The 14,592-nt window shown below is 63.6% G+C and carries 13 protein-coding genes; 12 read left to right on the top strand and 1 reads right to left on the bottom strand.

Going from position 1 to position 14,592, the window contains the following annotated elements; all coding sequences use genetic code 11:
* The first annotated feature begins 55 nt into the window (after positions 1-55).
* The 12 genes from UAA55_RS22820 to UAA55_RS22765 all read left to right on the top strand — a co-directional run bounded on the left by UAA55_RS22820 (position 56) and on the right by UAA55_RS22765 (position 13,784).
* Positions 56-958 (top strand): LysR family transcriptional regulator, encoded by a 903-nt coding sequence (locus UAA55_RS22820; RefSeq protein WP_322955609.1) that lies wholly within the window; start codon positions 56-58, stop codon positions 956-958.
* Positions 959-1,249: 291 nt separating this feature from the next.
* Positions 1,250-1,813, top strand: a complete 564-nt coding sequence (locus UAA55_RS22815) for a lysozyme family protein (protein WP_322955608.1) — start codon at positions 1,250-1,252, stop codon at positions 1,811-1,813.
* A complete protein-coding gene (locus UAA55_RS22810; RefSeq protein WP_322955607.1) occupies positions 1,810-2,241 on the top strand; it encodes a hypothetical protein in 432 nt (143 codons plus the stop codon). Before UAA55_RS22815 ends, UAA55_RS22810 begins: the two co-directional genes overlap by 4 nt.
* A 109-nt stretch (positions 2,242-2,350) precedes the next feature.
* Positions 2,351-2,788 (top strand): hypothetical protein, encoded by a 438-nt coding sequence (locus tag UAA55_RS22805; RefSeq protein WP_322955605.1) that lies wholly within the window; start codon positions 2,351-2,353, stop codon positions 2,786-2,788.
* A complete protein-coding gene (locus UAA55_RS22800) occupies positions 2,789-3,220 on the top strand; it encodes a hypothetical protein (protein WP_322955604.1) in 432 nt (143 codons plus the stop codon).
* Positions 3,221-3,256: 36 nt separating this feature from the next.
* The gene (locus UAA55_RS22795) at positions 3,257-3,661 is read left to right on the top strand and encodes a hypothetical protein (protein WP_322955602.1); all 405 of its coding nucleotides are present in this window, start codon (positions 3,257-3,259) and stop codon (positions 3,659-3,661) included.
* Between the two features lie 447 nt (positions 3,662-4,108).
* Positions 4,109-5,383 carry a DNA cytosine methyltransferase gene (locus UAA55_RS22790; protein ID WP_322955601.1) on the top strand — a complete coding sequence of 425 codons (1,275 nt, stop codon included), beginning with the start codon at positions 4,109-4,111 and terminating at the stop codon, positions 5,381-5,383.
* Between the two features lie 56 nt (positions 5,384-5,439).
* Positions 5,440-6,543 carry a hypothetical protein gene (locus UAA55_RS22785; RefSeq protein ID WP_322955599.1) on the top strand — a complete coding sequence of 368 codons (1,104 nt, stop codon included), beginning with the start codon at positions 5,440-5,442 and terminating at the stop codon, positions 6,541-6,543.
* 296 nt (positions 6,544-6,839) lie between these two features.
* On the top strand, positions 6,840-9,158 hold the full coding sequence (locus tag UAA55_RS22780; protein ID WP_322955598.1) for a TonB-dependent receptor: 2,319 nt from the start codon (positions 6,840-6,842) through the stop codon (positions 9,156-9,158).
* A 309-nt stretch (positions 9,159-9,467) separates the two neighbouring features.
* Positions 9,468-11,777, top strand: a complete 2,310-nt coding sequence (locus UAA55_RS22775; protein ID WP_322955597.1) for a TonB-dependent receptor — start codon at positions 9,468-9,470, stop codon at positions 11,775-11,777.
* A gap of 134 nt (positions 11,778-11,911) precedes the next feature.
* Positions 11,912-12,247: a MoaF-related domain-containing protein gene (locus tag UAA55_RS22770; protein WP_322955596.1), complete on the top strand. Its 336-nt coding sequence runs from the start codon at positions 11,912-11,914 to the stop codon at positions 12,245-12,247.
* A 79-nt stretch (positions 12,248-12,326) separates the two neighbouring features.
* Positions 12,327-13,784, top strand: coding sequence for an esterase/lipase family protein (locus UAA55_RS22765; protein ID WP_322955595.1), 1,458 nt, complete (start codon positions 12,327-12,329; stop codon positions 13,782-13,784).
* A gap of 4 nt (positions 13,785-13,788) precedes the next feature.
* On the opposite strand, the gene UAA55_RS22760 is transcribed toward UAA55_RS22765, so the two are convergent.
* Positions 13,789-14,586: an SDR family NAD(P)-dependent oxidoreductase gene (locus UAA55_RS22760; protein ID WP_322955592.1), complete on the bottom strand. Its 798-nt coding sequence runs from the start codon at positions 14,584-14,586 to the stop codon at positions 13,789-13,791.
* Positions 14,587-14,592: the final 6 nt, after the last annotated feature.

Genomic DNA, 14,592 nt, shown 5'->3' with positions numbered 1-14,592 from the left:
ACCAAAGTACGACGAGGTATCGCCTCGAACAATAAAATAGGGAGGATGGGCGCCCATGCGCTTCCGCCGTTTCGACCTGAACCTGCTGGTGGCCCTGGACGTGCTGCTGGAGGAGCGCAACGTTTCGCGCGCCGCCCACCGCCTGCACCTCAGCCAATCGGCCATGAGCGGGGCGCTGGCCCGCCTGCGCGATTATTTCGATGACGAAATCATGGTGATGGTGGGCCGCGCCATGGTGCCCACGCCCCTGGCGCTGGCCTTGGTGGAGCCGGTGCGCGACATCCTGATCCGGGTGCAGACCACCATCGAGGCGCGCCCCACCTTCGACCCCGCCACGGCCCAGCGCGTGTTCCGCGTGGGGGCGTCCGACTATGTCACCGAGGTGGTGCTGGCCCGCGCCATCCGCCGCCTGCGGCGCGAGGCGCCGGGGTTGCGGCTGGAGATCAGCGCCGTGGCCGACGGCATCCACGACCGCCTGAACCGCGGCGACGTGGACCTGGTGATCTCGCCCGAGGCCTACCTGGCCAGCGACCAGCCCAAGGAGGTCCTGTTCGAGGAGACGCACAGCTGCGTCGTCTGGCGCGACAACGGGGCCGTGGGCGACAGCCTGACGTTCGAGCAGTACCTGGACATGGCCCACGTGGTGGTGATCATCGGCGACAGGCGCACGCCGGCCTTCGAGCAATGGTTCCTGGACCGCTACGGCTACGCCCGCAAGGTCGGCGCCGTGGTCCCCGACTTCTCCTCCGTCGCCTCCATCGTGGTGGAGACCGACATGATCAGCACCATGCACACCAGGCTTGCCCGCCTCTACGCCCAGCACCTGCCCCTGCGCGTCCTCCCCGCCCCCATCGAGTTCCCCCTGCTGACCGAGATGATGCAGTGGCACTACCAGTTCGACCGCGACCCGGGGCTGATCTGGCTGCGGGGGTATTTGAAGGAGTGCGCGGGGGAGTGAGGGCGGAGGAGCGCCGCTAGAACTGGCGGCGGCGTTTTCAACCGCGCGGCCGACGCGCGCCGGGATGAGCCCTTTTGTGGGAGGAAAAGGGGAACGACGCTCTACCATTCAGGCAGGGCTTGAAACCGCGGGCCCACTTTTCATTTCCCTGACGTGGGGGCAAGGCATCGCCAGCAAGCGCCCTCGCACCAGTCTTTAATGAAAACGTCCAGAGCACCGACCATGCTCCTCCCAGCCTTGCGAGAGAACATCAGAACCCTGCTTCTCAGATGGGAAGATCAGGTACTTTGGATGTATTTGGATAGTGAGGGCTTGGTGACGGTAGGCTGTGGCACCTTGTTGGCGACGGCGGAAAGCGCCAGCGCACTTCCTTTTCTTCATAAGGGCAACAACCAGCCGGCTAGCAAACTTGAGGTCGAAGCCGCTTGGCGCGCCTTGTTCCTTGGACACCAGCAGCAGAAGTCCGCCACGCCCCACAAAAAACACACGGCGGCGCATTATGAGAGCGATCTACGGATCACCCAGGCAACCGCCAACACCCTTTTGGATGCTCACTTGGATTCGGATCATCTCCATCTGAAACTGATCTATCCCAAGTTCGATGACTTTCCGGACGATGCGAAGCTCGCGTTGTTCGACATGGTCTACAATTTGGGCGCCGGGCGCAGCAAAACCCGCCATCACCGGGCCGCCGGACTGATGGCCTATTCAACCATGAACCATGCGATCAATAGCGGCGACTGGGCCAAAGCGGCAAAGTGCTGCTTTCGTCACGGCATCCAAGCCGAGCGCAATCAGGTCACAGCGGCCTTGTTCGAGCGGTGTGCCTTGGCCCAAAAGGGGAGGAGCATTTGAGGCTCGGTTTCGTGTTACCCATCGTCGCCCTGTTGACGGCGGCCGGGCCGATGGCCGCGCTGGCCGATGACCCATTCCTTGGGAAATGGCATGACAACTCCCCCCAGCGCCGGCCAATGGGGACCCTTGAGATCACCACCGACAAGATCAAGTTGGGGAAAGTCACCTACGACGTCGTGCCCAAGGGATCTTTTGGCAATGGCATCCTTTATGCGGTGAAGGACCTTACGCCGAAACCCGATCCCCGCCCTTGCGGCGCGAGCGATCCGGCCACCTACTTCATCATCAAGCCCCTCCCCCCGGATCCCATCGTCCCCCAGGCCACCATTCTGGTGATCTTCTATTCCGGCGCCAACGCGCCCAAGCCGGAAACACTCGACAGTGATGTTGGCGTCTGCGGTCAGCATCCCTTTGGGCGGAGCAAGTAGCGCCTGCGCGATCGGGAGATGGCACGTGGTGGTGATCATGGGCGGCAAGCACACCCCGGCGTTCGGGCAATGGTTCACAGTTCCAGAGCCGCGTTGACAGGAGGCCCGCTTGGACCTCGGCATTTCCCGCACCTTGCCCATCGTGACCCTGCTCATACTTGAGGCGAACGCCGCCTGCGCCGACGGCCAGGTTCTGGGCAAGTGGACGGACAATTCCCCCCAACACGCCCCAATCGGCGCCTTGGAGGTGACGACGGACAAGATCACCCTGGGGAAAGTCACCTACGACGTGACGCCAGCCGGTGCCTTCGGCACCGGCACCCTCTACGCGGTCAAGGGTCTCAACCAGAAAGCCGACCCCTATGGCTGCGGTCTGTCCCACAAGTTGACCTATCTGATCCTGCAGCCCAACACGCCGGACACCAGTTCCCTTTCAACGTATCTTCGGGTCACCTTTTATTCGGGCCCCGAGGCGCCGAAACCCGAAACGCTGGGCGATGACATGTGGGTCTGTGGTGCGCATCCATTCGCCCGGGACAGGAAATAGATGACGCGCGGCGTCTCAACGGCGCTGATGTCGTTGCCCCTGCTTCTGATGGGCATGGCACCGGCGTGGGCCGATGATCGCTTCCTGGGGAGGTGGACCGATTCCGCGCCCAAGAACGATCCGATGGGCCCGCTTGACATCACCCGCGACAAGATCACCGTGGGGAGGGTCATCTATGAGGTGACGCAGGCCGGGCCCTTTGGCGACGGCGTCCTGTACGCGGTCAACGGCCTGAACCGGAAAACCGATCCCAACGGCTGCGGCCCCACCAAGACGCTCAGCCACATCATCGTGAGGCCCAAGCCCACCATCTCCAACGCCACCTACAGCGCCATCGTGCTGACCTTCTATGCGGCACCGGAAGCGCCCAAGCCGGACACCCTCAATGAGAGGGCGGTTTGCGGCGAACATCCCTTCGGCCGGAAGGAATAAGGATCGATGTGCCGCCATCTTTTTTTGCCATTATTTTTGCCGGCCCTGCTCCTGCTGCGGGCGAACTCGGCCTACGCCGACGGCCAGGTTCTGGGCAAGTGGATGGACAATTCCCCGCAACGCGCCCCAATCGGCGCCTTGGAGGTGACGACGGACAAGATCACCCTGGGGAAAGTCACTTACGACGTGACACCAGCCGGGGCCTTCGGCACGGGCACCCTCTACGCGGTCAAGGGCCTCAACCAGAAAGCCGATCCCTATGGCTGCGGCCCCACCGGGAGGCTGACCTACCTGATCATGGAACCTCTGCCGCCGGATCCGTCCGTCACCCAGGAAGCCCTGTTGGTGATCTTTTACTCCGGCCCCACCGCCCCCAAGCCGGAGACGATCAAGACCGACTTCGGCGTTTGTGGACGGCATCCCTTTGGGCGGAACAAGTAGCGCCCATGCGATCCGCCAGGCCATGGACGATGGCCTATGGCTCAAGCGTCACCCCGACATGGTCCACATGGTGGTGGTCATCGGTGACAAGCGCATACCGGCATTCGAGCATGGTTCAGTGCGCGGGGGAGTGAGGGGGCAAGTCCACCTCGGCCTGAAACGAGCATCTCGACGGAAGGGATAGCATTTCAGCCTCCTGGCTCACATTGCAACCGATTCCCGCCCATCATAAGTGCCCTCCCCCCTACACTCATAACCAACAACGGATAAAGTAAGGCTGAGTCAGCCCACTCCACCGAGAGAGGCTATTATCTGTTTGTTTATAAAGGATATTTTTTCACCCCACGCCGGACATACCTGTGGATAAATATTTTTGTCACGCTGCTGGTTGACGGCGATGGGCAATTTCAATTCTGTGTGGACTAAAGTTTTTGGAAGGGCGCGACGATGCGTGACGACGAAACAAAAATTGAATTAACCGCCTCAGGAAACGATCGTCCCGAAGTCTGGTCATTCTTTTCAGGTGCGATGGGATTGGATCTTGGTTTAGAAGCGGCGGGGTTGGCACCTACGCTTGCGGTCGAGATTGACTCAATATTCTGCCGCACTATTCAAGAAAATCGACCGGATCTGGATTTAATTAATGGCGACGTTGTTACGCTGACCGCAAAAGCTCTTCGTGACCACAGATCATTTGATGGCGATGTTTTCCTAATGTCGGGAGGACCGCCATGTCAACCATTTTCATCAGGCGGAAAGCGTGCCGCATTAAGTGATCCTCGGGGTAATTTAATTTATGAATATTTCAGATTAATCGCTGAAGTTCGTCCCCGTTATTTTCTTCTTGAAAATGTGGCGAATTTAACGACAGCGGCATTGCGTCATCGTCCGATTGCCGAACGGCCTGGCAAGCATTGGAGCCTTAAGCGTTACGCGAATGGCTCGCTGAACCAAGATGACGATGAGGCTTGCGCACTGCAAGAAGACGAAATGTCGGGTAGTGCACTTCGTCAAATTGTAAAAGATGCGACTGCACTCGGCTATCATATCTCGTTCGGCGTGGTGGATGCGGCCGATTATGGTGCTCCGCAGCATCGCTTGCGATTTGTGATGCTCGGTTCACGTGACCATCCTCCCGCCGCACTACCTACGCCAACGCATGGTAATCCTGCGTTACCTTATGCTACTGTGCGCGATGCGATATTCAGCTTCAGAGAAGACCCGGGCCCGCATTCAGAATACACTGAACCGGTTCGGAAGTTCTTCGCGATGGTACCTGAAGGAGGTAACTGGCGCTCCTTGCCAAGCGACGTTCAACGGCTCGCATTAGGGAAATCTTTTGATGCTGGTGGTGGAAAAACCGGTTTTTTCCGGCGCCTCGCTTGGGATCGCCCAGCACCGACAATCACGGGGCGAGCAAACCGGAAAGGCAGCGCTCTTTGCCATCCTGCATACGATCGGCCAATTTCGGTTCGCGAAGCCGCAGCACTTCAGGGATTCCCTGCCGACTGGAAGTTTGTCGGTTCGATGAATGCTCAATATATGCAAGTTGGAAATGCGGTTCCTGTACCTCTTGGAAAAGCAATTGGCGCCGCAATCAAGAAGCACGGCTCATCTAAGCGCCGAGATTCGATTCATCATCCCGACATAGATACAATGATGACCCACGCAGTCGAAAGACTCCGGGCATCCGCCCGCAACAAGGTCACGAGGGCGGCATAATGATACAGTTCCTTCCTCCTAGACATCCTGCCCAAAGAATTGGAAATTCTTTGCGGATGGAGATGCAGCGTGCACAACAATCTACTATCAGCCGTGCTTTTTCAGATGCTGCCGTATTTTGCGCCCATGTCTTTTCCGATTTGCGGATGGCGATTAACGTTCCTGCTGAACTTAAGGAACAACCGGTTGAGACAGTAGCCAACCTACCCTTCGCCGATCTTCAAGAAATGTTTACGGATATTCTCGCCGCCGCAGGAACACCTGAAAGCAGTATCCCCCTGTCAGCGGTGAATTTGGCGCGACGAGCCCAACTTCTGAGAGCGTTTGACAATCCAGAGACAGTTCTTCAATGGGCGACCGAAAAGGTTATTGCTATTATCGCTGACCTTCCGAGAATAGCCGGAGATATTGAATGCGGCCGAAATCCTGGTGATGTTCTTGACCCTTATCTTTTTGCTGCGACACAATCTCTCCTGTGTGAAGGTGATTTCAGAAGCGCAATCGGGGCAACTGTCACTCACAAATCTTTGATGATCCTTGAGACTTTAATGGGTCATCTACACGAGGAAATCATTGGCCGCATGAGGGGCAACGTAAAGAACCCTGAACCACGCGCGGACAATTCTGAACTCCTTGATTTTCAATTAAATCCCTTTCCTGGCGCTGACGTACTTCAACCTCCGCTAGCTGATGGTGATTCCCTACGCCTTCATCAAATAAAGAGCAAGACCGGAACGTTAAATAGTAGTGGCGGCCGCAGACTTGCAGAACAGATGCGGACGCTTCGGATGGCATATCCGGGCGCTGAGCTTTATTCACATTCTCTTGTAGGCAACACGCTCCGTGGGCACCGATCAATGGGGGGCATGCTACGTGCGGAGCCCGCGTTAATTGTGATGGTTGGCGATTCATCCTTCCGTGTTTTGACTGGGAGCGCCAATGGGGCTGAATTGTTATTACGTCTATATCAGGCAGCCTTCGAACTTGCCGCATCCGAGACTGGTTACAGTGTTGAGACTATGACCAATGCGATTTTTGAGACTTTCAAAGAGCGGGCGGCAGATGCGGGTGAAGGTTGGTTGGAATCTGTGCTGCATCAATCGACACGCGGAGAAGTTAACAGTCTCGACAGCCGTACTTTTCAACGGAGGCGGCGTTAATGAGATGACACGATTATTGATTTAAGTTAATTCTCCCACTGACAGCTGCTCCAATCGGTACAGATAAATAGGCCTTGGGCAGCCAACGATGATAGAGCGAATTATCACTTCCCCCGATACACCCCTATCCAGCCTATCGATTTGATGAATGCATAATTGCGTTCTACCTTTCCCTGTAGCGGCACAGCAGGCGCCCGGGAACCGGCGCCCCGGCCTTTAGTCCCTTGGAAGAGCACGGGGTTTCCCCCGTGGGGGCTATGGGCCGGTCAACAAGGCCGCGCAGGGAGTGAACACATATGCACCGGATCGTGCGTCCGGCGACGGCTGCCGTCGCCCTTATGCTGACGCCTGGCGTGGGCCTTGCCCTCCTCTCCTCAACCGCCGTGGCGCAGACCGCCGCACCCGCCGCGAAGGGCGCCGGCGCCAGCGCCGCCGCCGGAGCGGAGACGGGCCAGCTTGAGGACATCGTCGTCACCGCCGAGCGGCGGGAGCAGAGCCTGCAGAACGCGCCCATCGCCGTGTCGGCCCTGGGCGGCGCCGCGCTGAAGGACGCGGGCGTGGCCGACGTGTCGGACCTGACGCGCAGCGTGCCCTCGGTGGTGATCGCCCCGGCGGCGGGCGGGGTGCCGCAGGTCTATGTGCGCGGCGTCGGCACCTTCGCCTCCAACCAATATGCCGAGCAGTCGGTGGCGGTGAACCTGGACGGCATCTACATCTCCCGCCCCGCCGGGGCCAACGGCTTCTTCTACGACATCCAGCGGGTGGAGGTGCTGAAGGGCCCGCAGGGCACGCTGTACGGCCGCAACGCCTCGGGCGGGGCGCTGAACGTGCTGCCGGAGACGCCGAAGCTGGACGCGCTGTCGGCCGCCGCCACGCTGGACATCGGCAATTACGACCTGCGCAAGGGCGACGCCTACGTCAACGTGCCGCTGGGCGACAAGGCGGCGCTGCGCGCCTCCGGCATGGTGATCGACCGCAAGGGCTACCTGACCGACGGCTACAACGACGACCAGGGCCAGGCCGGGCGCCTGCAGCTGCTGCTGGAGCCGACGGAAGATTGGCGGGTGCGCCTGTCCGGCGACTATTACCACCGGGGCGGCAAGGGCTCCGGCCAGGTGCAGTACCCCTACGCCGACGCCGACAATCCCTGGATCGGCCCGTCCGACCCGCGCGAGGTCGCCGCCTATTACGCCGGGCTGCCGGCGGCCTCCGCCCACAATCCGCTGATCAGCAACGCCAAGGGCGACGGCTTCATCGACGACCAGTTCTGGGGCACGCACGCCGAGATCACCCACGATTTCAGCTTCGCCACCCTGACCGTCATCCCCGCTTATCGCGAGGTGCATGAGGATTACCTGTCCTACATCCCCTCCGCCTTCCGGGTGGAGAGCGACGCCAAGCAGAAATCGGTGGAGGCGCGGCTGGCGTCCAAGGACGGCGGGCCGCTGACCTGGCTGGCGGGCGTCTATTATTTCACCGAGGATGTGGCGGCCAACCAGGACTATGACCACTGGGTCCAGGAAACGGTGATCGACAGCAAGCTGACGGATGAGACGGTGGCCGCCTTCGGCCAGCTGACCTACGCGCTGACCGACAGCCTGCGCCTGACGGCCGGCGGCCGCTTCACCCATGAGGAGAAGACGCAGGACACCCAGTTCGGCACCGCCACGTTCAGCCCGGCCAAGCCCACGCTGGCCACCCGCGCCGACGACCGCATCTGGAACGCCGCCACCTGGAAGGTGGGCGTGGATTACGACCTGGCGCCGCAGTCGCTGCTGTACGCCAACATCGGCACCGGCTTCAAGGCGGGTGGCTTCTTCGCCAGCGCCGGGCCCGACACCTTCAACCCCGAGCACCTGACGGCCTACAGCGTCGGTGTGAAGAACCGCTTCTGGGACAACCAGGTGCAGTTGAACGTCGAGGCCTTCGACTATGAATACCGCGACCAGCAGATCAGCTATCTGGCGCCCTCGCTGACCGGGGTGTCCAGCTTCCCTTACGCCCCCGTGTTCGTGACGCAGAACGTGGGCCGGTCGCGCATCCGGGGGGTCGAGGTGGAGGGGCGGTGGAAGGCCACGGCGCAGGACCTGCTGACCGCCAACGTGCAGTATATCGACAGCCGCTACACCAGCTTCACCTACAGCTATTTCTCCAACTTCGGCGCCCCGCCCTCCGTCGGCTGTCCCTACAGCGTGGCGACGGGGGCCAGCCCGGCACCCGTCCCGCCCTCCGCCATCTACTCGGTGAACTGCAGCGGCAAGCCCGGCACCAACGCCCCGCGCTGGACCGCCAACCTGGGCTATGAGCATGAGTTCCGCTTCGCCGACGGGGCCGGCCTGACGGCGGCGGCGGACATGTACCTCTCCGCCTCCTACTACACCGCCTACGATTATTTGGCCAAGCAGGTGCAGGGCGGGTACCACATGACCAACCTGCGCCTGACCTACAATTCGGCGGACGACCTGTGGTCCGTCACCGGCTATGTCAACAATGTGGAAAACCAGGCGGTGGTCAGCACCAGCTTCCAGCCCAACCAGGCCTTCGGCAACGGCCTGAACTACGCCAACATCCGCCCGCCGCGCACCTACGGCGTGCGCGCGACGGTTCGGTATTAAGGGCCGGTATTAAGGGCCGGTATTGATGGATCGGTCCCTTAATAAAAGCGTGTTTCACAAATACTGATTGAAGTAGCGGCGCCGTTTCCGCCCACCGGGCAAGGCCAGGGGGGCGGGGACGGCGCCGTCGAGGGTGTGTTCTCGCGGTATCAGTGACAAATTCTTATAAATTGGTATTATTATTTCGTTGCGTGAAATGGTTCTTTTCTGTCTCCTGCGCCTGTCTGCATAGGCACGAATGGCGTCCGCCCAAGCGGCGCCCCGGCCCCGCTCGGGACCGGCCAACAGCGCCATGCGTTGGGGACACAGATGAACCGACTGTTCCGGCCGGCGACGGCCATGGCCACCCTTTTCTTGGCCGCCGCCCCCCATACCGCCATCGCGGGCGCCGCCGACGGCGCCGCCCCGTCGGACGCGTCGCCCGAGGCCGTGCCGAAAGACGACGCGGTGCTGAAAGACATCGTGGTCACGGCGGAACAGCGGATGGAGACGCTGCGGTTCGCCCCCATCGCCGTGCAGGCCGTGACCGGCGACAGCCTGGCGGCCAACAGCCTGACCAACACCACCGACCTGACCAGCGCCCTGCCCGCCCTGGTGGTGGCGCCGGCCGCCGGCGGCACGCCGCAGCTCTACGTGCGCGGCATCGGCAGCTACATCGTCAGCAGCTATGCCGAGCCGGCGGTGGCCTTCAACCTGGACGGCGTCTACGTCCCCCGCCCCGCCGGCGCCAGCCTGGTGTTCTATGACCTGCAGCGGCTGGAGCTGCTGCCCGGGCCGCAGGGCACGCTGTACGGCCGCAACGCCTCGGCCGGCGTGCTGAACATCGTGCCGGAGGTGCCGGTGCTGGGCCAGACCTCGGGCCACGCCTCGCTGGAGTTCGGCAACTACAACCTGCGCAAGGGCGAGGGTGCCTTGAACGTGCCGCTGGCGGACAAGGCGGCGCTGCGCGTGGCGGCCCAGGTGGTGGACCGCAAGGGCTATCTCTCCGACGGCTATGACGACGACCAGAGCCAGGCCGGCCGTGTCCAGGTGCTGCTGGAGCCGGCGGACGATTTGCGCGTGCGCCTGGCCGCCGACTACGCCCATCGCGGCGGCAAGGGCGACGCCCAGGTGCAGTACCCCTTCGTGAATGGCGACAACCCCTGGATCGGCCCGTCCGACCCGGCGGCGGTGAAGGCCTATTACGCCGCCCTGCCGCCGCTGGCCCGCCTGAACCCGCTGATCCGCAACGCCCGGAACGACGGCTTCATCGACGACAGGTCCTGGGGCCTGAAGGCCGACATCGTGAAGGATTTCAGCTTCGCCACCCTGACCCTCACCCCCGCCTATCGCGGCATGGATGAGGATTACCTGGCCTATGTCCCCAGCGCCTTCAGCCTGACGGCCCGCTCACGCTCCACCTCCGTCGACGCGCGCCTGACGTCCAACGGCCAGGGGCCGGTGAATTGGGTGGGCGGCGTCAGCTATTTCAACGAAAAGCTCTACGCCAACCAGTATTACGACAACTACATCCAGCACGCCGTGGGCAAGGGCGACCTGAACGCCGAGTCCGAGGCCGCCTACGGCCAGGTGACCTACGCCGTGGTGCCGGACCTGCGCCTGACGGCCGGCGGCCGCCTGTCGCATGAGGAGAAGGCGCAAGACATCCTGTTCGGCAGCAACACCTTCTCCGCCACCCTGCCCCCCCTGCTGCCCCGCCAGGACACGCACGACTGGAACGGCGCCAGCTGGAAGGTGGGGGCGGATTACGACGTGGCCCCGGGCTCGCTGCTGTATGCCAGCGTCGCCACCGGATTCAAGGCGGGGGGCTTCTTCTCCTCCCCCGTCAACCAGCGCGACTATTACGGGCCGGAGCATCTGACGGCCTATACCGTGGGCCTGAAGAACAGCCTTCTGGGCGGCAAGGCCCAGGTGAACCTGGAAGCGTTCGATTACGAATACCGCGACCAGCAGATCACCTACACCGCCCCGGTGCAGACCGGCGTGCCGCTGGCGCCCTACGCCGCCCTGCTGGTGACGCAGAACGCCGGCCGGGCGCACATGCGCGGCCTGGCCGTGGACGGCAAGTGGCAGGTGACGGGGGACGACCTGCTGACCGCCAGCGGCCAGTACCTGGACACCGCCTACGACGATTTCCACTACACCTACTACAGCGGCCTGGGCGCCACGCCGGCCGTGGGCTGCCCCTACGCCAACGCCTCGGCCACCGCGGTGCCCAAGCCCGTGGGCGCGGCCAGGATCTGGGCGGTGGATTGCGCGGGCAAGCCGGCCGTCAACGCCCCACGCTGGACCGCCACCGTCGGCTACCAGCACGATTTCCGCCTGGACGGCGACGGCACGGTGACGGCGGCGGCGGACGTGTACCTCTCCTCCTCCTACCAGACCGCGTACGACTACGCGCCGCAGCAGGTGCAGGGCGGGTACCACATGACCAACCTGCGCCTGACCTACACGCCCGCCCACGCGTGGTGGAGCGTCACGGGCTATGTCAACAACGTGGAGAACCAGGCGGTGGTGACCAGCGGCTACCAGCCCGCCCAGGCCCTGGGCGCCGGCTACAACACCGCCAGCATCCGCCCGCCCCGCCTGTACGGCGCGCGGGTGCGGGTGGCGTACTGACGCCACATGCAATACGGCGCCAAACTGAAGGGTTAAACCCCTTATGGTTGTAATTCAGCACGAGCATCCCTGTTAAGGTGACGCATGCCGGGGAGGAAGCCCGCCCCCGGCGCATCCCTTCGCGGAGACCTGCCATGGCCAAGCCTTTTCCCGCCGTCGGCCACCGTTACCTGGTGACCTTCAGCACCTTCCGGGTCGAGTTGCACTTCACCTCGATCACGTCGCTGACCTACACCGGCATCCGCAAGGACGGCAGCCGGGGCCCATCGGAAACCGTGGCCATCCGGGTGGAGGAATTGCGGGACGACCAGTTCCTGGTGACCTGGCAGGAGGCGGACAAGACCACGGTGGTGCATGTCGAGGACTATGCCCGCCACACCATCGTCACCAACATAACCAACCCCGACCTGACCTTCTTCCAGGACCACGGCACCTTCGTCCAGGTGCGGGACCCGGCGGGAGCCCTGTGAGGCACGGGCTGTCCACCCGGGTCCGCCCGGCTATACTGCGGGCCGGGATAGCACGGAGGGGCGCGTGTCGGGGAAGCCCATGATCCTGGTTTTCGTGCATGGCTGGAGCGTCACCAGCACCGCGACCTATGGCGGCTTGCCGGACGCCCTGGTGCGACAGGCGGCGCTGCCGGCGCCCGGCCCAGCCCTGCCCAATCTCGTCCTGGACGTGCGGCACATTCATCTGGGCAGCTACATCAGCTTCCAGAACCCCGTCACCATGACCGACGTGGTGCGCGCCTTCGACCAGGCCCTGCGCGACACGCTGGTCGGCCCCGGCACGGCGCCGGGCACGCCCCTGCCCGACTTTTCCTGCGTCACCCATTCCACCGGCGGCCCGGTGGCGCGGGAATGGGTGACGCGTATGCACGACGGCGGGACCGGCCTGCGCCCGTCGCCCCTGCGCCACCTGGTCATGCTGGCCCCGGCCAACCATGGTTCCCCCCTCGCCACCCTGGGGAAGGAGCGGGTGGGCCGCATCAAGGCCTTCTTCAACGGCGTGGAACCAGGGGAGCGCATCCTGGACTGGCTGGCGCTGGGCAGCGCCGACCAGTGGCGCCTGAACCACCGCTGGCTGGACTACGACCCGCCCGCCGCCGGCCTCTACCCCTTCGTGCTGACGGGCCAGACCATCGACAGCCACTTCTACGATTTCCTCAATCCCTACCTGGCGGAGGAAGGGTCGGACGGCGTGGTGCGGGTGGCCGGCGCCAACCTGAACTGCCTGTTCCTGACGCTGAACGAGACGGCGACGACGGTGGTCAACGGGCATTTCGGCCCGGCCGGCCTGCTCGCCCCCGCCGGTGGCCCCCCGGCCCCCCGGCGCCCCATCGGCCTGGGCGTCATCCCCGACGCCAGCCATTCCGGCGACCGCCTGGGCATCATGGGCAGCGTCACGCCGCAGTCCGCCGCCGCCAAGCCCGTCGTGGGGGAAATCCTGCGCTGCCTGCGGGTGGATTCGGTCACAGCCTATGATGCGCGCGTGGTGGAACTGGCGGCCCTGACCACGGCCACCCAGGCGGCGGTCACGCTGGCCAAGCCCGGGCACGGCCGCCGCCACAGCCAACTGGTCTTCCGCATCCGCGACGACCAGGGCGACCCGGTGAACGACTTCGACCTCTATCTGCTGGGGGGGCCGGCCTACAGCCCCGACGCGTTGCCCGAAGGCTTCTTCGTCGACCGGCAGCGCAACGGCGTCTCCCCCAACTGTCTGGTCTACTACCTGGATTACGATGTCATGGCGGGGCTGCGGGGCAATCTCTTCGGCCTGCGCGTCCACGCCCGGCCGGACGATGGCTTCGTCCGCTACGCGCCGGTGGAGTTCCGCACCGACGGCGCCGGCCTGGCCGTGGCGCTGAAGCCCAATGAGACGACCTATGTCGACGTGGTGCTGAAACGCCACGTCGACCGGAACGTCCTCCGCCTCGGCCCGGTGACGCCCGCCCCGGTGGACTTCAAGAACCGCAAGCCCAGCGGGACGGACGTGGACACGCCGTGATGGATCAGGCGGCCTTGTAGCGGCTGGCGGCGTGGTTGCGCGACAGGTTGGGGCCCAGGGCGTAGCGGGCCTTGTTCACCGCGTCGAAATCCGCCGGGTCGGGCAGCGAGGGGATGGTGACCAGTTCACCCTGGTCCAGGCCGGCCAGGGCCGCCTCAACCATCTCGCCCACCTCCATGACCATGTTCTGGTCCAGGTCGTCGAAGGACTTGCCGACACGGTCGAAAATCTCCGTCCGCGTCAGGCCGGGCAGCACGGCCTGGAACTTCACGGCCTTGCCGGCCTTGGCGGTCTCGGCCTGCAGCGACTGGGTCAGCGCCAGGACGAAAGCCTTGGTGGCGACGTAGGTGGCGCTGAACATCTCCGGGATCAGGGCGACGACGGAGGCGATGTTGACCACGGTTCCCGCCCCCTTGGCGGCGAAGGCGTCGGTGGCGGCGACGGCCAGGCGGTTCACCGCCGTGACGTTCACCGCGATCATGGTGTCCTGGTAGGCGATGTCGCTGCCCAGCGAGCCCTCCTTGGGGCCCAGGCCGGCGTTGTTCACCAGCAGGGTGATGGCGGCGTCGGTGCGCAGGCGCTGCTCCACCGTCTCCACGTCGGCCTGGTTGGCCAGGTCGGCGGCCAGCACCTCGACCGTCACGCCGGTCTCTGCCCGCAGCCGGGCGGCCGCTTCCTCCAGCCGGCCCTGGTTGCGGGCGACCAGGATCAGGTCATAGCCGCGGCGGGCCAGGCGGTCGGCATAGGTGGCGCCGATGCCGGAAGAGGCGCCGGTGACGAGGGCGGTACCTTTGGTGCTCATGGGAGT

Source organism: Nitrospirillum guanabarense, assembly GCF_034653355.1.
Taxonomy (GTDB): domain Bacteria; phylum Pseudomonadota; class Alphaproteobacteria; order Azospirillales; family Azospirillaceae; genus Nitrospirillum.
Note: the sequence above shows the minus strand (reverse complement) of the source record. Positions and strands in the feature narration are given on the sequence as shown.